The sequence below is a fragment of the Flavivirga algicola genome, assembly GCF_012910715.1.
GTDB classification, from domain to species: domain Bacteria; phylum Bacteroidota; class Bacteroidia; order Flavobacteriales; family Flavobacteriaceae; genus Flavivirga; species Flavivirga algicola.
In genome coordinates this window covers 200,106-221,422 of record NZ_JABBHF010000005.1, presented here as the reverse complement: position 1 = coordinate 221,422, position 21,317 = coordinate 200,106, and the positions used below count along the sequence as shown (strand labels likewise).

Below are 21,317 nucleotides of genomic sequence, written 5' to 3'. Positions count from 1 at the left end.
ACTCATTGGCATAACCTTCTTAAACTAGGAGTCTTGCATAACAAAAATGCATGCATCAAAGTTTTTGTCTGCTAAATCTTCCTTTCGAATTCCAAAATACCCTTGTGCACCACCAATATTGCTAAAAATAGGCATGGTTAATATGTTAACAAATTCAGCTGCCAATTCATCTTCATCCTCATCACATTCCTCTTCTTCCATATATGCATATGCCCAATCGATAGCTACATCATCCTGAACCGCTGCAGGAACTCCTAATATTTGGCTAACATCTAAATCTTTTGATATTGTTTCGTGAAATTCGATAATACGATTATAATCATTGCCAGAAAGATTATCCTCAAATTCTGTATAGTTATAAATATCGTTTGGAACCTCATAAAAAGGCTCAAAGCGCATGGTAGATTCTTTAAATTGGTAACAACGAGGCATTGTTTCTGGAAAAGACGTATCCTTCAGTTGCCCCATATCATCTCCCTCAAAAAAAAGCACCTGATATTTTTCTTTAGGTTGTATAAAATCAAATTCTGCACCATATTCATTTACTGGTTCTTCATAATGTGCAAAGAAATATAAAATTCCTCTTTTGGGCAGGAGATCTTCGATGTGATATGATGCTATGTCCGATAAATTCAGCTGTGCAAAAAACACCATGGGAGCATTTTCAAACTCAGGCCATTTCATATGAGGTGCCAAATGCGGAGTGCCACCTATTTTTGATATTCCTAAGGTTACTTTTTTTGAAACTTCCTCTTCAATTTTTATAGCTGGAACAGTTTCCGATTCGATAAAATCGAAATAAGACTTCTCTAAAGTTTTTCGATTTTCCCATTTAATTTTATCAAATTTCTTCTTAAGTATTTTTAAATGTTTTTTCTTGTCGATCATGGGAATATTTTCTAATTATTATAGAAGCGAAAATACCCTGCATTGATTACTTACAACACCCTGTTTTCAGTGAAAATGTTATGACTTGAGATGATGCTGAACATATTACAAACACATTCTTTTAGTGAGACCCGAGTTAACTGTCCAGCTTTATATTGTATTGAAAGCCAACCCTCTCACACATTGTAATTTGGCGTAATACCGCCATCATTATTAGATTGGTAAGCAGATTCAACTATAGCCATTGAATGCACAACATCTTCAACACTGGTTGGAAGCTCATCCGTAGAACCTTCTACATAGCGCATTAAAGATGCCATAGTTCCTACAAAAGCATCAGGAAACCATGAGCCTTCTAATGCAACCTCAACCCAATTTGGTTCTTCCCCATCTTTAACTATACAATATTGAAATAAATCTGGTTTTCCGTTAGGGTAATCCAACAACAACCCTATTCTTGCTTTAATGGCTCCTTTTGTTCCCTCCCATTTCACAAAACTTTCTTGGTTCTTCTCTCCAAAGTTATGATCGTGATTGGTATTAATAATGGCACGCATCGCATCGTTATAATCCATAATGGTAGTAGTGCGTGTTGATGACATTGGTTTTATTGGATTCCGCAACGTTTTTGAATATACTTTTTTTGGATTTCCTAAAAACGAACGGATTAAATCAATATAGTGAATGCTGTGTTGCTGAATTTCTAAACGTGGATGATTCACTACATTTGGAAAATACTCCCATGGGGTGTAAATTGTTAGTCGAACTTCAAAATCGTATAATTCACCTATTAACCCTTGATCAATCAAATACTTTGCTGCCATAACATACGGAGCAAAACGCATTTGACAATTGATAGCTGCTTTTAATTTTTTTCTTCTGCAAACTTCTAAAATCTCTATAGTCTGCTTATAATCATCACCCATTGGCTTCTGAATCAATACTGCCGATTCGTCTGGTAATAATTCTAAAGTAGCTACAAATTGGTTAGGCATCAATGTTAGGTCAAAAACGGCATTTGTTGATGCCGCAGATACCATCTCCTCTACATTATCATAAACATTGGGAATATTAAATGATTTAGCTAAATCTGTAGCTCTTTGTTTGGTTCTGTTAGTAATGCCTTTTACCACAAAACCTGCATTTCTATATGCTGGTAAATGTGCATCACGAACAATCCCACCCGCTCCAATAATATAAATTGGGCGTTTTTCTTTTGGTAATTCTGGTTTGTAAACTAATTGCATAATTAATTATTTTTCTATAAAATCAACTTCTTTTTGGGCGTTGTCCAGAATTAACGTAATGTCTTTTGAAGTATTGATGACCTCTAACACCAACTGATCAATAATATTGGCTATTTTGGACCAATTACTCTTTCTGGGAAGTGATCGCGTATTTTTATGTAATTCTTCTAATTTGTGATAATAAGGGACTTCTTTATTAACATCTGCATCGTGCCATGTAGACTTACGGCAACCTATAGCTCCTTCCAATGTTAGCAACTTATCATTCTCTTCGTTAACTGCAAACTTAATAAATTCGTATGCTAAATCTTTATGTTTACTCCCACTACCTATAACATACATCCAATAGGCATTTAAAGAGGCACCTTCTCCATTAGGTCCCGCTGGTACATTCGCAATATCTACTTTTCCTTTCACTTTTGAACCTTCAAGAAACTCACACATAGAAGCAAATCCAAACCAGTTAACCATCATTGCTAAATTGCCGTTGGCAAAAGCCATACCTGATTTCACAGAATCGAAATCTCTTGATTCTGGGTGAATAGCCTTTAAATTTTTAAGTGCCTTTCTGTAAAACGCCATACCTTCAACAGCTTGTTCTGAATTTAATTTGATTTTCTTGACATCATCGAACAATTCACCACCACGGGTCCATAATTGCAGGCAAAAATCAAACACCGTGTTATGTCCATCTGGATATGCCGCAAAAGTAGTCCCGTATAAATTATCTTTTGGTCTGTTAAAAAATTCTGCGACTTCTATTAAATCGTCCCAGGTTTTTGGAACCTCTAACCGTTTTTCATATTCTTTATAGAAATTGGTTTTTTCTTCAACAGATTCGAATAGATCTTTTCTATAGATCAGACATTCTGGTCCATCGTGAAAAGGAAGACCTACTGTTTTAGTATCAAATTCTTGCTTGGACAATAAAGATCCAGACCAGCCATCAGGAAAGTTATGAGGTGGGCTTTTAGCAATATATGGTGTTAAATCTTCGATAGCATTGTTTGTGTAAGCCTCGGTAATCCAATCTGTATTTATTAAGGACACATCCCAAGTTCCGTGTTTTAACCCCTCGTCTTTTAAGATGGTATCGTATAAAGGATGTAGGTCTAATGGAACAGCTTCTAATTCTAATTTACAGCCTGTTTTTTTGCAAAATAATTTCCAAATTTTATCAATTCCTGTTTCAAAGGCATCAAACTTGCGAACGGCTATTCTAAACTTATTGTTCACCGTTTCTATGAAATTAATTCATTTATAATAGCTTTTGTGTGCTCTCCTAGTGCGGGTGAGCCTAACGATGATGTTAAATATTCTCCATCAATCTTAATAGGACAGCGCGTTGTTTTATATTCAAAACCATCTCCCATTTTCACGTTCTGTATCATCTCCAAGATTTTAAAACCATCTTGAGCGAATAAGGTATCCCAATCCATAATACTTGCACACCAAATATCAGCCGGCTCTAAAATTGAAAGCCATTTTTCTGTAGTATCTGTGCTTAAATGATCTGCCAAAATCTTTTTAATCTCATCTCTTTTAGTAAACCAAGACCCTACATCTTTATAATGCGTTAATGGTTTACATCCCAACAGTTCACCAAGTACTGGAATTGAACCCATTGCTAATGCTATATATCCATTAGTTGTTTGATATACACCATACGGTGCTCCTAAATATGCGTGAGCACTGTTGCTTTTTGGACGAACCGTTGGCTGACCACCATCGTGATAGAACGTTGTGATTGACTCAAATTGAAAATCTAAGATAGACTCCAACATGCTAACAGATATTTTACTGCCTTTTCCTGTTTTTGCCCGTTTTAACAATGCCGCTAAAATACCTTGAACTAAATGTGCACCCGATAATATATCTACGATTGCTAACCCAACAGGAGTAGGTCCATTTCCTTCAATTCCGTTTAGTGCTGTTAGGCCAGACAAGGATTGTAGTAATAAATCCTGTCCAGGTTTAGATTTCCAAGGGCCTTCTGTTCCATATCCAGAAATATCTCCATAAACAATATTTGGATTTATATTTTTGACAGTTTCATAGTCTAATCCTAATCTTTCGATGACACCTGGTCTGAAATTATGCACCAAAACATCTGCCTTTTCTATAAGTTTAAAAACACGTTGCTTATCAACTTCATTCTTTAAGTCTGCCTGAAAACTTTCCTTATTTCTATTAATTGCCCTAAAAATTGTTGATTCACCATTTAAGCGAACATTTGAAACATAAAGCTGTCTGCAAATGTCACCGATTTCTGGTCTTTCAACTTTTATAACTCGAGCTCCTAAATCTGCTAATCGTAATGTTGCCGATGGAGCAGATAAAAACTGACTTAAATCTATAATTAATATATCTTCTAATGGTTTCATCTCAACTAATTGTGAATACTATTATTTTTGTGCTCATTTTTAACGTATGAAATATATCTAAACCCCTCATTTTTTATGGTTTTTTGGGTCTCGATATTTAACTGTTTGTAAGTGTTCGCAATACAAAACTAATTCCCCAGGATGCTTATAGACTTCATAACTAACGGTAATCAAACCCATTTCATCATATTTTGGAGTTTTATTTAAATGGGTTCGTACTGTATAAATTGTGTCACCTATAAATACAGGTTTTATAAACCGAAGCTTATCATAGCCATAACTGAAAGTATTTACATTATTGTTGGCCATAAGACCTAGTCCCAAACTAAAGACCATAGCTCCTGCGACCAGACGCTTTCCGAATAGACCATCTTCTTCAGCAAAAACCTGATCTCCAACATAAGGATGCATATCAAGTACCAAGCCATTGAACAACATGGCCTCTCCTTCTGAAATTGTTCTTCTAATAGAACGGTCCTTTTGTCCAATTTTAAAATCTTCATACATCCAGTTTTCCGTATTATATACAGGAATGTTTTCGTGTTGCTCCAAAGGCGTGTTTTCTGGCATAATTTTCTTTGTATTTTATAGATTAAATTCTTTAATAAGGTCTTCTGTATGTTGTCCAACCCGTGGGGCAGGTTTATTAGAAAATATTCGTTGATCATTTACTCTTATAGGACATCTTAAAGTATGAACTTCTTCCCCTGAAAGCAAAGACAATTTTTGATCCATTTGTAGTACTTTGTAAGCCTCATGATTCAATAATGTTTTATAATCAAAAACATCTGAACTCCATATTCCTTCAGATTCCAAAATATCCAACCATTGAGATGTATTTCCCTTTATTAAAAAAGATCTTAATATGTCCATGATTTCGTTACGTTTTGTAAACCAAGAATCTGGATCTGTATACACGCTTAATTCTGAACAGTCCAGAACCTCACCTAATTTTAACAAAGAGCCCATCGCAATAGATATATACCCATCCTTTGTTTTGTAAATACCATAAGGCGCCCCCAAATAAGCATGAGCAGAACCTTGTTTTGCTCTTTCTGGACGTTGGTGGCCATCATTTAAATATGTTGTAATCACTTCAAACTGAAAATCTAAAGTAGATTCTAATAAACTTACCTCAACTAATGAACCCTTATTGGTTTTCTCTCTTTTTATCAAGCTGGCTAACACTCCATGAGCTAAATGGGTTCCTGTAATTATATCTGAAACTGCTGCTCCAACAGGCACAGGGGCATCCTCCTTATTTCCTGTCAAATTAGCAAAACCAGACATCGATTGTATTAATAAATCTTGGCCTGGTTTTTTGGACCAGGGACCTATAGTACCATATCCTGTAACAGTAGCATATATTAATTTTGAGTTAATCTCTTTTACCGTTTCATAGTCTAAACCTATTTTTTCCATGACCCCTGGCCGGAAATTATGTGTCATAACATCTGCTTGGCCAATTAACTTTTTAATACGTTCTAAATCTTCAGGATCCTTAAGGTTTGCAGCGTAAGAATCTTTATTTCTATTGACAGTATGAAAAACTAAACTACTACCATCTAAAAACAAATTCTTTAGTGCGATTTGTCTTCCTGCCTCTCCTCTGTCTGGTCTTTCTATTTTTATAACTCTAGCTCCTAAATCCGCCAACCTCAAACCCGCGGAAGGCCCCGCCATGAATTGGGCAAACTCTAGAACTAAAACACCCTCTAATGGTCTCATATTATTTATGTAATGATTTTTTATATAATTCATTTAAATGCGAAAGCAATTCTTTTTCATCACCTCCATGCATTAAATAATCTCTAATTGGCGCCCCTGCCCTATCTTGAAAATACATATGTCCGTTATAACGTGGTCGTAAAAAAGCACGGTCTAAACCTGGCAATGTATTTTTAAAGAAATTTGCAGTTAAACTATTTGTATGTTCGTCCGTCCATGCCTTTCTATGACCTGGTTGACCACCATTGTCAAAAAACACTGTCTTTTGACACGCTTCTGATCCAACATATTCTACATATTTCATGGCTGTTTCTATCTCTTCTGTGTCTGCAGAAACTGCCAAACCTGTTCCCCCAAGCGTAGAAATTGCACCTACCCCATTAATTTTCACCATATCATGAAAATGCAATAGTTTTCGGGCATAACCATTTCTGCTGTAGTTTGTGTATCCATAAGCCCAGGGGCAATATGCATATTTATCGGTTAGCGTCATGGCTTCATATACTTGAATAGGATTCCAATCGTAAATTTGTGGATCCATTTCTACTGCCAACGCACGTAATAACTGCAACGCTTTTATTCCAATGTCTTCACTAACCACATGCTCTTTGGAAGTACAAACAGTTTCTCCTAAATTACAACACATCATATAAAAATTCATTAATGTGTCTTGTGGAATTCCTGGCATAATAACCAAGTTAACTTTAGCTAAAGCTAATAAATCGTCATATGTTTTTGGAAGTTCAAGTCCTTTTTCTGCAAGAATATCTGGTCTGCTTGATGCTACTGGTGTTGCAGCATCAACCGCCAACGCCCATTGGTGACCGTTTGACGAATAGCTTTCATGGGAACGCCCTACAGTATTTTCGGCGAGGTCGTCCATGTATGCTTTTGGTAAATATTTATCTAAAGGCAGAATCACATTATTCTTACCTGCAAATCCTGCCCAAGGATGATCAATAATAAGCAAGTCGTATCTTTTTGCTAACTCATTTATTGGTTCATCTGCAAAAGCTTGTAATGATCTTTTTTCCCATGTAATGTCAACGTTTGGGTTTAATTCCGAAAAACGCTGTGCCGTGGCTACCATAGATGTAAATCCTCTACTATGGTTCCATGTTATTCCTTTTAGCTGTATTCTTTTTGTACTCATTTTTATATTTTAATGTGCTACTACTTCTTCTCCTAATACTGTTCCATATGCCATTATTATAAACGATATAATTAGTATTGCTAAGGCTATTAACAATGTCATATTTGTTTTTTTAGTTACCTGAACCCATTCTTTCATTATAACACCAACTATGTAGCTAAAGAAAATTAGCATGGACATATGGATTACCCAACTTGCATAGCCATAATCCCCCATTTGAACATGGCCGATTCCATAAAAGAAAAACTGTCCGTACCATAAAGCACCACTTAAAATGGACATTCCTAGATTAAGTGTAAAATGCTTTTTACCCACACCTTTAACATCAATAATTTCTTTTAATGTTCCGTTTTTTAAACCAGCTATTGTAAACCAAATGAAGTTTGTTATAAACGCACCACCTGTTGACAGTATTAAATTAGCATTTCCTTCAAAATTACCAGCGCCATATTCTCCTGCTATTTCAGCCACAGGTGCCCCCACTGTTAATGAGATACCAAAAACTGCCGATAAGACACCTGCAATTAAAGTTAGCGTCAACCCTTTTTTCATATTAAAGGTTAAAGCTTCCTCTTTATTGGTATTATTTGCTTTTAAATCTTTTTCTTTCCTATACCCCGCTAAACCACAAAAAACAATTCCGATAAGCGCCACAAACATTCCAAAAAAGATAATACCTCCTCCAGGCTCATTAAATTTTTTAAATAAAGTACCCTCCTGAATTAAAGGTACTATAGTTCCCAATATTGCAGAAATACCAATTGATATGGTATATGTAAGTGAATATCCTATATGTCTAATGGCAAAACCAAAACACATACCTCCAAAACCATAAATTGCACCTAGCAAGGTGGCATTTACCAAAACATCTGTTGGTGATTCACTAAAGACATCTAATAAATTAGGCACTGTTAAAAACCCAATTAAAAAAGGAAAAATAAACCATGCAAAAGATGCTTGAACAATCCAATAAGAGTCCCAAGACCATTTTTTAACTTTTTGAAAAGGCACATAACATGTAGAAGCTGCGACACCTCCAACTGCATGAATCAAGGTACCTATTAAAGGGTTTGCCATAATTATTTAGATAATAAATTAATTTTTAAATTTCATATACAAAAATATATTTTATATATGAAAAACACAACAACCAAATAGTTTTTATTAATATTGCATTATAGAACACTTGTAAATGACCAAAACAACCTCAACAAAATACAACGCTCCTGCATTGGACAAAGGCCTTGATATCATAGAGTATTTGTCTCAAGAAGGCATCCCTTTAACCCAAGCCGAAATAGCACAAGGTATAGACAGAACACCTAGTGAAATATATAGAATGCTAATATGCCTTGAAGAACGCGGTTATTTAATAAGAGGAACTAATGCAGGTAAATACAGGCTGTCATTGAAAATGTATAATCTATCGCATACGCACACCCCTTTTGATGAGTTAAAACGTGTAGCGAGATATCCTATGCAATATTTATCTGAAACGACCAGACAGTCCTGCCATTTGAGCATCATGAATAATGATCAATTATTAGTAATCTATCAGATGAGGAGTCCTAGCCCCGTATCATTATCCATTGAAGAAGGCACGCACTTTCCTTTATCGATGACTACTTCTGGCAGCACTTTACTATCTATGTTTTCAAAAGAAAAACGACTGTCAATTTTATCGAGGGACAAACACTTCAAAACATGGAACAAAAAAGAAAAAGAGCAGCTTTTATCTACTATTGAAGACATAGAAAAAGATGGTTATAGATGCTCTAAAAGCAAACTCACCAGTGGCGTTACCGATATCGCTGTACCATTAGGCTCTAAAAATTCTTATATACATGCCGTTTTGGCTATTTCAATTTTTTCTTCCAGTTTAGAAGAGGATATAAATATTGACACTGTAATTAATATGCTTAAAAAAACGCAACTTGATATAAATCAGTTAATTGGAAGTTAACTTCAATTTATTTTATTGAAAACCATATGCTCCCTTATTTAAAACAAATGTTACTCAAATAACAGCATCGCTTCTTTAACTTTATTTTTTGAATACGCAATGTAATTTAAAGAAACACATTTATTGTTTAAACCTCAAATCAAAATTTAAAAATGAAAACACTAAAAAAATTATCGTTAGCAATGGTTTTGTCAGGTCTCTTTCTACTCTTTTCATGCTCGGGCAGTGACTCTCACCCTGACCCAAAATCTGAAGACTGTACCAAAACCTGTTCAACAGGCTTTATACTTAATACGGATACCTGTGAATGTGAAAAAGAGGCCTGTACCAAAACCTGTGATGGTAATTTTATTTTAAATGCAGACACTTGCGAGTGTGAAGAATTTGTTGCCGCTGTGATAGAAGTAGATGCTTCTGTTGTTACCTTGACTGGTGATTGGAAAAAACGAACTTCTATAGCCGATTATACAGGAGAAGGTTATATCGTTTGGGAAGGACCTGGACAGACATGGAAAGGCAATATAGGAGAAGTTGGAAAATTAACCTATACTATTGATGTTCTTAAAGCAGGAACTTATCTTTTTCAATGGCGATCTTACATAGCTAAAAAAGCAGATGAGAAGCCTTGGGCAGAACACAATGATACTTGGCTTAAATTTCCTGATGCAGATGATTTCTTTGCAAAACGGGACGGAAATACACTTTACCCTAAGGGTTCTGGGAAAACACCAAATCCTGCTGGTGAAAACGGGAATGGCTTTTTTAAAGTATATATGAATGATGTCGACAAATGGTCAATGATTAGTAGCACCTCAGATAATAATGCCCATCAAATTTATGCCACCTTTAATGAAGCTAAAAAATATATTATAGAGATTGCAGCGAGATCAGATTTTCATGCTATAGATGCTTTTAAACTCACAGAGCAAAAACCATAATTACTCTAACTAAGTGAAAGAGGATACACTATAAATTAAAATGTATCCTCTTTTCATAATTTGTTTCTTAAAAATCTCAATTTATTTTTAAGACCATGCTTCCAGATAACCCTTTACTATTTGATGCTTTTATTATCACATCACCTTTTTTCTTAGTCGATTGTACAAAAATCACAGCTTTTCCAAGACGCGTGGTTACTGTATTACTTTTATGTAGTGATACATTTTTTTCCCAGCCATTATCTACGCCCAGATTTTTTGCATCACCTTCCATACTAAAAGTAATATCCTCTTCTGCATCTGTTATTAATTCACCGTTATTATCCAATAATTCAACAGTAACAACTGCCACATCATAATCATTAGCCTTTACCGTTTGTTTATTGGACGACATGGCTATTTTTGAAAGCTCCCCTTGAGTATTTAAAATATATTCATCTGTCTGCTCACCATTGTTATAACCTATAACTTTAAGCTCCCCATCTTTATACGGAACCAACCATTTAATAATATTATCATCTTCAAAATCCGAGCGTTTTTGCCTCCCTAATGAAGTCCCATTCAAAAACAATTCGGCTTCTTCACAATTCGTATAAGCCTGAACAACAATAGATTCATCTTCAGTATAATGCCATTTTGAGTTCACTTTATACCATTCCCACAAACGCAGATTTTTCCACACTGGAGGCGGTGTTAATTGTATGTCGAATTTCCACCCATCATCTTCATTAAAAGAAAATTCGGACTCAGAAACAGGTATTGTTACCATATATACTTTCGGATCTTCCTTCCATAAACATTCAAAAAAGTGCCCTCTAGGTGTTTTAAAGCCTGCATAATCGAAAAATGAAATCTCCAGGCCTTTTCTAGGCCAAGGTCCAGCTTCTCCAAGATATGCAAAACCCGTCCATGCAAAAATACCAGCGACAAAATCACGGTCTGTACACGCTTTCCATTCTTTATAGGCACCCCAATTCTCAGATCCTAAAATTTTTAAATCAGGATATTGTTTATGTGCAGCATCATAATCTGCTAACCTGTAATTAAAACCTAAGATATCTACAGCCTTTCCATAACCACTAGCCATTGCAATTGAGGGAAGTACACTACCACAAACGGTAGGACGACTTGTATCAATTTCTTTAACCCAATCGACCAATTGCTTAGCCGTAGTTGCTAATGGGTCTATTCCCTCAATATTTTTGTCGAAAGCTTCTTTTATAATTTTTGGATCATAATTTGGAGCAAAATTATAGCCATCTGCACGAGACTCAATATTAACATCATTAAATGTTTTAGAATAATGGGGAAACGTCCATTCTATTTCATTGCCAATACTCCACATGATTACTGAAGGATGATTAAAATCACGTAAAATCAAATCTTTCAAATCTCTTTCGGCCCATTCATTAAACATCTCTGGATAGGCCTTTGCTGATTCTTTTGGTGCTGCATTATCTCCAAGATAGATCAAACTTTTTCCTTTCGGATTACTCCATTCATCAAAAGCCTCCGCCATTACCAATAAACCTTTTTCATCACAAACTTCCATCAATTCAACAGCATGAGGATTATGAGCCATACGTACTGCATTTACACCAATAGATTTTAACTGGTCGATACGATATTCCCATATGGCTTTTGGAACTGCAGCTCCGAGAGCCCCTGCATCATGGTGCAGATTCACTCCTTTTATTTTAAAATTTTCACCGTTTAAGGAAAAGCCATTATTAGCGTCAAAATTAAATATACGAATTCCAAATACTTCTGAAACATTATCAATGAGTTTATCCCCTATAAATAATTGGGTGTTTAAAGTATATAGATTTGGAGTGTTTACACCCCATAATTCTGGGGTCTCCACAGATAATATTGCCTTATTAGATGTTTTTAAATCCATAGCAATAACTTTTTCAGCCACAAGGTTTCCATTAACACCTAGAATAGAATATTTTACGGAGCCGTTTTCAATAGGTTCATCATTCGAATTTTCAACTTTGGTAATGACATGAACCTCAGCAACATTTGAAGACACTTTTGGCGTAGTAATTTGAACGCCCCATTGCTTAACGTGTAAAGGGCTGGTTTTTATCAACTGTACTTTTCTATAAATTCCAGAACCTGTATACCAGCGAGAATCTACATAAGCTGTTCTATCAACTTTAACAGCAATCACATTGTTCGATCCATCAAATTTTAAGTGTTCCGATAAATTATAAGAGAACGTGCTATACCCATAAGGCCTTTTTCCTAAAAGATGACCATTTATCCAAACACTTGAATTATTATAAACACCATCAAAAGTAATACGGATTACTTTGGCCTCATCAGCTTGTGAAAGTGCAAAGGCTTTTCGATACCAACCTATTCCTCCTGCCACAAATCCTGTACTTGCCGCTCCTTTTTCCTTTTGATAGCCCGCTTCAATACTCCAATCGTGAGGTACATTAATTTTTTTCCAACTGGCATCATCAAAACTTGGTTCTGAAGCTGAGTCATCATCTATTAAATGAAATTTCCAATCATAATTAAAATCTTCAATCTCTCTAACAGAATCAACAGGTTTATGGCATGAAATCAGTATTAATAAGGAAAGAAAAAATCCAACGATTCTCATAATTTTGCTTTTATTGAATTATACAAAAAATAACTGTTAAGTTAATACACGATATTACTGCATCAGTAAATTAGCTGGTTTAAAAGGCACAGAATTATCTGCCAATTTCGATTGATCTATTTTATTATGGCCTTTTATAAATTTTGTTCCCAAAACATAAGCTTTTGCATTATTTACAGCATCTACAGCCAACAAAGTATCATCTTTAAAATACCATATAGAAAATTTAACACCATCGCTTTCTTCTTTTCTAATTAAGATATTGTTATAACCTTCCGATAATCCAACCATTTGTAGTTTAACATCATATTGATCTGACCAAAACCAAGGAATCGTATCATAAACTGGAGCCTTTTCGCAAATTGCAGCTGCGGCCACTTTAGCTTGATCTACGGCGTTTTGAACAGATTCTAATCGTACGCGACGTTTGTAATGCGGATTATAATGATATGTACAATCGCCTATGGCATAAATATTTTTATCATTTGTACAAGCCGTTTCATCAACTGCAATACCATTTTCTATATGCAAACCTGCATCTTTTGCCAATTCTAAATTAACTCGAATACCAACGCCAACTACAATAATATCTGCTTCAAACTCAGATCCATCTTCACAAACAACCATATTAACATCATTAACAGGTTTTATGGAAACGACATTTTTATTGGTTAATACATCTACTCCATTTTGAGTATGCAATTGCATAAAGAAGTTTGACATTTCTGGAGCTGTAACACGCGCCAAAATACGTTCTTCTCGCTCTAAAACAGTTACAGCCCCTCCCAGTTTTTTCAAAGAAGCAGCTGTTTCTAAACCAATATAACCACCTCCTATAATGATTATACGCTTATTAGAACTTGCATTAAATGCATGACGGATATTCTCAACATCTTCTGCCGTACGCAAGGGGTAGATATTAGTTGCCATATCTATTCCTGGAATTGGTGGTATAACAGGCCGTGCTCCTGTAGCAATGACGAGCTTATCGTAGTCCTGAATCCTACCATCACTTAAACGAAGTGTTTTATCTTCACGGTTTATCGAACTAACCAAAACTCCTAAATTCAAGTGGATGTTCTCTTTTTCGTAGCTTTCTGCAGATTTCAATAAGTTTTTTTCAATACCATCTTCACTGGTTAAATATGCTTTTGAAAGTGGTGGACGGTGATAAGGAAGCACAGGATCTTTATCAAAAAGAACAATATCTCCTTCCCAACCTTCTTTACGTAATGAAAATGCAAAGTTTACCCCTGCGTGACTTGCACCAATGACAGCGCAAACACGTTTTTTAGTCTGATTATTTGACATCAAATATACTTTAAGGACCTAGTCCGATTCTGCTACCTGCAATACCAAGCCATCAAGTGCTTCACTAATTTCAAGTTGACAGCACAAGCGACTACGTTCATTTGAATAATCGTTTAAATCCAACATATCTTCTTCTATTTCACTGGCTACGCCTGTTTTTTCGATATGCTCTGGAGCGACATGCACGTGACATGTAGCACAGGAACAAACGCCGCCGCAATCACCATCGATTCCTGGCACACTATTATCTACCGCTAATTGCATTACAGAGCCTGAAGTACCTTCTAAAGTTATTGTTTTATCATCTGTTGTTATGAAAGTTATTTTTGCCATAATTTTAATTTTAAATGTAAATGAGTTTGTAAAATAAGGTTTTTAAACGGATTACCTTCCCTTAAATTTAACAGTTAAATTGTCGTAACCTACCTTACGCTTAAATTCACCTAATTCTTCTATATTTTCTTTGTAATCTACAATATCAATTGATTTTATTTTTTTAGCCAATGTTGTTAACAAAATATTCATAATCTGACGGGCATGTGTTGCTCCTAAACAGTTATGATGACTAAAACCAAAAGCCACATGCGGATTGATTTTTCGGTCTAAAACAATATCATTGGGATTTTCAAACACTTTAGCATCTCGGTTTGCCGATGCCCAGCATAATGAAATACGCGTATCTTCTTTTACGGCGTGTTCACAAACTTGAGTATCCTCGGTCACCACACGCCCCATTTGTGTTAATGGTGAAAAATAACGAATCAATTCTTCAACAGCCCTACCCGTGATATCTGGTTCGTTTTGCAACCTATCTAATGATTCCGGATGTTCGGCAAAGTAAGCTATAGAATTTGTAACAGCATTAATAACCGTGTCACGTCCACCTGCAAAGGTTAAAATCATGACGCCTTTAACTTCCTCCCGTGTTAACTTTTTACCGTTTACGGTTGCCGCCAAAAGCATGGAATATAAATCGGCTCCTGGGCTTTCAATTGCCTGAGTTATTCTTTCATCGATATAGTCATAAAGAATATTAGCCTTATCACCATCCAGTGCCTCGCCTTCACTTCTAAATACATGGGTGCCCCAAGAAATCCATGTTTCAGATTCCTCATAAGGTATGTTCAATAATAAGGTTAGCGCACGCGATTGTAAACGCAATGAGAATTCTTCCACCACTTCAACAGAATCTTTCGCAAGCACCTCATCTACAATATCGTTAATTTGCTGCGTTAAAGTGGCCTTGTAATCTGCTTCTAGTGGTCTTTTAAACCAGGGTTCCACTAAAGCACGAAAGTCTTTATGTTCTGGCGGGTCTACTTCAAATGGTATTTGACGTGTATCACGAATATTAACTTCTGAAGGTATTACAATACGCCCTGGTGTTGCCCCCGATTGAAATGTTTTCCAATTATGCGCACATTTACGTAGATCTTTTAAACCCAAGACCATAGTAACTGGATCATTTTGGTCATCCATTTCGCCATATCCTTTATTAACTCTGGCTTCTTCAAACGGATCTGGAAGTGCACTCTTTTTCATGTATTTATGTTTATTATTTTAAAATTCCATTAAAAAACGCTATGGTTTCCTTAATATGTGTTTCCCAATAAATCCACTCATGCTTTCCTGGATTTTCTTTATAGGTATGGGGTATATTTAAATCATTTAATTGTTGATGTAACTTTCTGTTTCCTTCAATAAGTTCATCTTCTTTACCACAATCGAATCTAAAAGGCGGTAAGCTGTTTTTATATTTTAATATCGTAGCATAAACAGACTCATTTTCTACTGCTTCTTGATTATAGTCACTAAGCGGTTCTTCAACAAACAAGGCCATCTCATTAACAACTGTAATAGAAGATAACCCAGATACACCTGAAAATTTATCATGGTGTTTGATTCCTAAACGTAAAGCCCCAAAACCTCCCATAGACAGACCTGCTATAAATAATTTAGATTGGTCACTTGCCTGAGGAATTAATTCGACAACAGCGTTAGGCACATCGTCTACGATCCATTTTTCGAAATCGGAATCTTTATGAGGAAGATAACCACTACCATCTCCCCATAATCCATCTGAGGGCATGGCTATAATCATAGGTGCAATATCTCCATTTTCTATCCACGTTTTCATTTTTAGATGGATGCCTGTTTTCTGAGACCATATCCAGTGACTTCCATACACGCCATGTAATAAAATGACGATGGGCAAATCGGTTAAGTCCTCTCCTGGCGGAATGAAAACAGTAATATCGCCTCGATTTTTTAAATGTTTACTTTTTACAGTAATATGTCGCAAATGATTTGCTTCAAAACGAGGGTCTGATATTTCGGTAGTCTTAAATTTTGACATGAATTTTCTCTTTTCTATTCGAATACGATAACCCCTTTGGCATTTTTACCAGTTAACATATCATCAAATGCTTGTTGTAGATCATCCAACGAATACGTTCTGGTAATCATTTCGTCTAATTTAATCTCACCGTTTTTATAGTGCTCAATTATTTTAGGAAAGTCCTTTTGAGGATTACATTTTCCATATAAAGGATTGATGTATTTTTTATCCCATTCAAACAGTTCCATATTTATTAACACTTCTTGTTCAATACCACTTACTTGAACTGCAGTACCTGCATTTCTAACCATCGCTAGCGGTGCTGCTCCCAGTTCTGGAATCGCCGTACATTCGAAAGCATAATCTGCTCCTCGTCCATCGGTCATTTCTTTTACTTTTTCAGCAGCTTTTAACAAGCCTTTATCATCTTTATCTGCTAAAATAGTATGGGTAGCACCAAATTCGACAGCCATATCCAATCGTGTTTGATTAATATCTATTGCAATGATTTTTGATGCTTTGGATACTTTAATCCCTTGTATAACATTTAAACCAACACCTCCCGTTCCTAAAACCACAGCCGAAGTATTAGCGGCTACCTGAGCTGTATTTACAGCAGATCCAAAACCTGTCATAACACCACAACTTACAATACTAGCTGCACTAAAGGACATATCTTGAATAGGATTTTTAACGACAGCTGACTCTTTTACCAACGTATATTCGGAAAGGGTTCCTATATTAAAAGAACGTTCAATCGGCGTGCCGTTTAAAGTAGCGCCTTCTATATGCGCATGGCCTGCTGTATAACCGTTGGCACCCGCTACTACTGGTGAATTGTTTTCGCAAATATGCTCGTTCTCATTTTCACATTGAAAACATGTACCACAAGGCGTTGCCCAATTTAAAATAACAGCATCTCCAACTTTGACACTTTTTACGCTTGAACCAACAGCCTTAACAATACCAGCCCCTTCGTGCCCCATTATTATAGGCTTTCCCCAATTTAACGAATCATGATCCGTGTGGCACAATCCAGCTGCTTTTACGGCAACTAAAACCTCATCATTTTTAGGGTTTTGTACTTCAATAGTTTCAATAGAAAATGTACCATCTCCATGAGAAATGGCTGCTTTACATAATAGACTCATACCTTTGTCTTTTTACTAATAATTTACAAAATTAGAGATTCCCTGTTTTTAAAAAAGTACGTATCCTAACCAAATAGTAATGTATTTTGACTATTTTTATCTTTCATTTCAAATTTTAAGTCAGAATTGAACATCATATTTACAAAAAGCAATGAAAGCGCAGTTTGAAAAAATAGCAGCTCCTTTAGAGAATTCCTTTAAATCATTTATTTATGAAGATAAAAGATTTGATGCGCCCTGGCATTTTCATCCCGAATTTGAACTCACTTATATTGTAAAAGGAAAAGGCATACGTTATGTTGGTAATAATATTCAGAAATTTGAAGAAGGTGATTTTGTTTTAATCGGATCTAACCTACCTCACTGCTGGAAAAATACAGAAACGAATGAAGGGTTTGTAGAATCTATTATTTTTCAATGGGATGAAAATCTTTTAGGCAACGATTGGATTTTAAAACGTGAATTTTCCGAAATTAAAAAACTCCTGCATAGAGCTTCAAAAGGTATAAAATTTCATAAAAAAACTGCTGAAAAACATTTAGAAAGGCTAAAAAACATATTAGAACAGACGCCATTTAAAAAAATGATTGGTTTTTTAGAGTTTCTAGAGGAACTAAGCCATGTTAAAGAATACGAAATTCTATGTTCTCCAAACTTCACGCCTATATTAAACAGAAAAGCAACCAATAGAATTGAAACTGTTTATCATTTTGTAAGACATAATTATGATAAGAAAATAAAATTGAATGATGTATCAAACCTGGTTTCTATGAGCGATGAGGCTTTTTGTCGTTTCTTTAAAAAGTCATTCAACAAATCGTTTTTTACCTTTATAAATGAGTATCGAATAAATTTAGCCTGCAAATTACTTTCTGAAACGAATAAGCAAGTAAGGCAAATTGCGTACGAATGTGGTTATGAAAGCCTACCTTTCTTTTACAAGCAATTTCAAAAATTCATGAACTGTTCGCCCCTACATTTTAAAAAGGCATTAGAAAAGCAATATCAATAAAACATTTTGTAAGGACTTTACAATTTGGTATTGACATGTAATATGTGGTATCTATTTGCACATTTGTTTTCTTCAATCATGCAAAAAGGATATACTTTTATAACTTCAAACAAGCTACTGTTATGGCCAAAAACTTTATGCTTTCTTTCTTCCTTTTTTTGTTATTAATAACAAGTTTTCAAGCTGTGAACGCACAATCATTTAAACCCGAATGGGAAGATTTGAAAGTACATAAAGCCTCTCCAGAATGGTTTGCTGATGCCAAATTCGGAATCTACTTTCATTGGGGCATATATTCTGTTCCTGCCTGGGGTAGTGAATGGTATCCTAGGTTCATGTACGACCCTAATCGGGTTGGTTGGGGAGAAAAAATTTATGATTATCATCAAAAAACTTATGGAAAAGGGTTTGATTACCATGATTTTATTCCCATGTGGAAAGCACCAAAATTTAACGCTAGAGAATGGGTCGATCTATTTGAAAATGCTGGGGCTAAAGTCGTTGGTTCTATTGCAGAACACCATGATGGTTTTTCTTTATGGGATAGTAAGGTAAACAAATGGAATTCTGCTAAAATGGGGCCAAAAATAGATGTCATAAAAGAAATATATCAGGAAACAAAAAAACGTAACTTAAAGTTCATGGCCACTTTTCATCATGGCTTTGGATTGGTGTTTTATCCTAAAGAAGAGAATAAATGGATTTTACCTGTAACCAGACATATCATTATTCAGGATTCTTGTATAGTCCCCAAAGAGGAAAAATACAAAACGCTATACAACAATTTAACGTATGATGATTTTAATAACAGGTGGTTAACCAAACTTAATGAAGTTATCGACAATTTTTGTCCAGATTATATCTGGATGGATTTTGGACAGCGTTATATCAAAGAATCCCACAGGAAACAATTTTTGGCTAATTACTTTAATAAAGCCAAAGAACTCAATAAGAGTGTTGTTGTTAATACCAAAGGTTCCTTTTTCCCTACAGACCTAGCTATAGTGAATGTAGAAAGAGCGACTATGGAAGACATTACACCAGAGATTTGGGTAACCGATTTTATTTTAGGAAGCTCGTGGTGCTTTAATAAGGAAAAGAGAACGGCCATCAACCCTAAAAAAGCCATTCGTATGATGGCAGACATCGTGAGCAAAAATGGCTTTATGATTCTCTCTGCTGGTCCAATGGCAGATGGAACCATTCCACAAGAACAAGTTGATGCATTAAATGATATTGGAGGCTGGCTTAAACTATATGGTGAGGCCATATACAATACACGACCTTTTGTTGCTTATGGAGAAGGAACAACGATCTTAAAAAAGGATCCTCAAGATGCATGGAATGCATATGGAGCCATAAAGAAAGGTTTGGAGAACTTAAATGCACAGGACGTTCGTTTTACACAAAACGGAAAAACGGTTTATGCTATTCAGTTAGGTTGGAATGAAAAAGAAAACGAAAGAACCTTCAAAACATTTGCAAACAAAGCTAAAAGTCTAAAAATAAAATCGGTTACAGTTTTAGGTAGCGGTGAAACAATTCGTTGGAAAAAAACAAAAGATGGACTATCAGTACAACAACCAAAAAAGAAGCCATTAAAAGCGGGCACCGCTTTAGTATATAAAATAGACCTTGATATATAAAAGTAATAACATCAAACCTGACCGATATAGATTAGGTTTAATTTCTATAAAACAATAAATTTATGATCAATAATAACAAAAAACTTCTATTAGCGTGTTTAGTAAGCCTTAGTTCGATAGTTGATATCCTAGGCCAGGACTTGACGATCCCTCCAAAAAATTATGTCGATTCTGTCAATATAGAAAACGCCATTATTAGAAGTAACAATACGTTCCCTTTATCAGATCAAAGCAACTCTAAACAGTGGGTATTATTAAAAAAGTACTCCGATGAATTTAATGAAGAAAAAGTGAATGAGAAAAGATGGTATCCCAACAACCCTAAATGGAAAGGGAGACCTCCCACTTATTTTCACGGATCTAATGTGAGCTTAGAAAATGGCGAATTGGTTATTAGAGTCAATAAACATGGTAATGAAAAATTACCTGCTAATTTCACACATACCACTGGATTTATTAAGAGTAAACAACAATTTTTATATGGATATTTTGAAGCTGAAGCAAAACTCATGGATGCACCATGGGTTTCTGGTTTTTGGATGACCAATGTTAGCAAAGATTGGTGGACAGAAATTGATATTTGTGAAAATGCACCAGGACTACACTATAACAGACATGATCTAAATTCTAATATTCATGTTTTTAGAACCCCGAAAAACAAAGGAAATATTAAAAAACATTTTTCGAGAACAAAAAAATACTATTTCCCTGAAGAATTACAAGCAGATTATCATGTTTGGGGCTTAGAATGGACACCAGAGTTTATTCGTTTTTATATTGATGGCATCTTGTTTAGAGAAGCTAAAAACACACATTGGCATCAACCTTTAGAAGTGAATTTTAATTGTGAATCTAATAAATGGTTTGGAGCACTTCCAGACGATAATCGTTTAAATGGCGAATACCATGTTAAATATTTTAGGGCCTGGAAACGAAAATAA

The 21,317-nt window shown here is 35.3% G+C and carries 19 protein-coding genes; 5 read left to right on the top strand and 14 right to left on the bottom strand.

What is annotated here, in order from left to right; translation table 11 throughout:
- Positions 1–24: 24 nt before the first annotated feature.
- The 8 genes from HHX25_RS10515 to HHX25_RS10480 all read right to left on the bottom strand — a co-directional run bounded on the left by HHX25_RS10515 (position 25) and on the right by HHX25_RS10480 (position 8,477).
- Positions 25–888: a DUF1963 domain-containing protein gene (locus HHX25_RS10515; protein WP_169672920.1), complete on the bottom strand. Its 864-nt coding sequence runs from the start codon at positions 886–888 to the stop codon at positions 25–27.
- 176 nt (positions 889–1,064) lie between these two features.
- Entirely contained in the window at positions 1,065–2,135 is a 1,071-nt protein-coding gene (locus HHX25_RS10510) for a Gfo/Idh/MocA family protein (RefSeq protein ID WP_169672918.1), read from the bottom strand.
- Between the two features lie 6 nt (positions 2,136–2,141).
- A complete protein-coding gene (locus HHX25_RS10505) occupies positions 2,142–3,371 on the bottom strand; it encodes an ABC transporter substrate-binding protein (RefSeq protein ID WP_169672916.1) in 1,230 nt (409 codons plus the stop codon).
- Positions 3,372–3,376: 5 nt separating this feature from the next.
- A complete protein-coding gene (locus HHX25_RS10500) occupies positions 3,377–4,519 on the bottom strand; it encodes a CaiB/BaiF CoA transferase family protein (protein WP_169672914.1) in 1,143 nt (380 codons plus the stop codon).
- A gap of 66 nt (positions 4,520–4,585) precedes the next feature.
- A complete protein-coding gene (locus HHX25_RS10495) occupies positions 4,586–5,089 on the bottom strand; it encodes a MaoC family dehydratase (protein ID WP_169672912.1) in 504 nt (167 codons plus the stop codon).
- Positions 5,090–5,104: 15 nt separating this feature from the next.
- Positions 5,105–6,247, bottom strand: coding sequence for a CaiB/BaiF CoA transferase family protein (locus tag HHX25_RS10490; RefSeq protein ID WP_169672910.1), 1,143 nt, complete (start codon positions 6,245–6,247; stop codon positions 5,105–5,107).
- 1 nt (position 6,248) lies between these two features.
- Positions 6,249–7,400, bottom strand: a complete 1,152-nt coding sequence (locus tag HHX25_RS10485) for an ABC transporter substrate-binding protein (protein ID WP_169672908.1) — start codon at positions 7,398–7,400, stop codon at positions 6,249–6,251.
- A gap of 9 nt (positions 7,401–7,409) precedes the next feature.
- Positions 7,410–8,477 carry an L-rhamnose/proton symporter RhaT gene (locus HHX25_RS10480; protein ID WP_169672906.1) on the bottom strand — a complete coding sequence of 356 codons (1,068 nt, stop codon included), beginning with the start codon at positions 8,475–8,477 and terminating at the stop codon, positions 7,410–7,412.
- Positions 8,478–8,592: 115 nt separating this feature from the next.
- On the opposite strand from HHX25_RS10480, the gene HHX25_RS10475 reads away from it, so the two are divergent.
- Both HHX25_RS10475 and HHX25_RS10470 read left to right on the top strand, forming a co-directional pair.
- The gene (locus tag HHX25_RS10475; protein ID WP_169672904.1) at positions 8,593–9,363 is read left to right on the top strand and encodes an IclR family transcriptional regulator; all 771 of its coding nucleotides are present in this window, start codon (positions 8,593–8,595) and stop codon (positions 9,361–9,363) included.
- A gap of 152 nt (positions 9,364–9,515) precedes the next feature.
- Positions 9,516–10,301 (top strand): hypothetical protein, encoded by a 786-nt coding sequence (locus tag HHX25_RS10470; protein ID WP_169672902.1) that lies wholly within the window; start codon positions 9,516–9,518, stop codon positions 10,299–10,301.
- 76 nt (positions 10,302–10,377) lie between these two features.
- Here HHX25_RS10470 and HHX25_RS10465 read toward each other — a convergent pair whose 3' ends face one another.
- From HHX25_RS10465 to HHX25_RS10440, 6 genes are read right to left on the bottom strand one after another with little or no spacing between them, the layout of a single operon-like run.
- Entirely contained in the window at positions 10,378–12,918 is a 2,541-nt protein-coding gene (locus tag HHX25_RS10465; protein ID WP_169672900.1) for a sugar-binding domain-containing protein, read from the bottom strand.
- 54 nt (positions 12,919–12,972) lie between these two features.
- Positions 12,973–14,229, bottom strand: coding sequence for an NAD(P)/FAD-dependent oxidoreductase (locus HHX25_RS10460; protein ID WP_169672898.1), 1,257 nt, complete (start codon positions 14,227–14,229; stop codon positions 12,973–12,975).
- An 18-nt stretch (positions 14,230–14,247) separates the two neighbouring features.
- A complete protein-coding gene (locus HHX25_RS10455) occupies positions 14,248–14,562 on the bottom strand; it encodes a 2Fe-2S iron-sulfur cluster-binding protein (protein ID WP_169672897.1) in 315 nt (104 codons plus the stop codon).
- Positions 14,563–14,613: 51 nt separating this feature from the next.
- Positions 14,614–15,771 carry a cytochrome P450 gene (locus HHX25_RS10450; RefSeq protein WP_169672895.1) on the bottom strand — a complete coding sequence of 386 codons (1,158 nt, stop codon included), beginning with the start codon at positions 15,769–15,771 and terminating at the stop codon, positions 14,614–14,616.
- Between the two features lie 13 nt (positions 15,772–15,784).
- A complete protein-coding gene (locus HHX25_RS10445) occupies positions 15,785–16,585 on the bottom strand; it encodes an alpha/beta hydrolase (RefSeq protein ID WP_169672893.1) in 801 nt (266 codons plus the stop codon).
- A 14-nt stretch (positions 16,586–16,599) separates the two neighbouring features.
- A complete protein-coding gene (locus HHX25_RS10440; RefSeq protein ID WP_169672891.1) occupies positions 16,600–17,718 on the bottom strand; it encodes a Zn-dependent alcohol dehydrogenase in 1,119 nt (372 codons plus the stop codon).
- 151 nt (positions 17,719–17,869) lie between these two features.
- Here HHX25_RS10440 and HHX25_RS10435 point away from each other — a divergent pair, with 151 nt between their 5' ends.
- From HHX25_RS10435 to HHX25_RS10425, 3 genes are all read left to right on the top strand, one after another.
- A complete protein-coding gene (locus HHX25_RS10435) occupies positions 17,870–18,730 on the top strand; it encodes an AraC family transcriptional regulator (protein ID WP_169672889.1) in 861 nt (286 codons plus the stop codon).
- Positions 18,731–18,852: 122 nt separating this feature from the next.
- Positions 18,853–20,376, top strand: a complete 1,524-nt coding sequence (locus tag HHX25_RS10430) for an alpha-L-fucosidase (protein ID WP_169672887.1) — start codon at positions 18,853–18,855, stop codon at positions 20,374–20,376.
- A 62-nt stretch (positions 20,377–20,438) separates the two neighbouring features.
- On the top strand, positions 20,439–21,317 hold the full coding sequence (locus HHX25_RS10425; protein WP_169672885.1) for a family 16 glycosylhydrolase: 879 nt from the start codon (positions 20,439–20,441) through the stop codon (positions 21,315–21,317).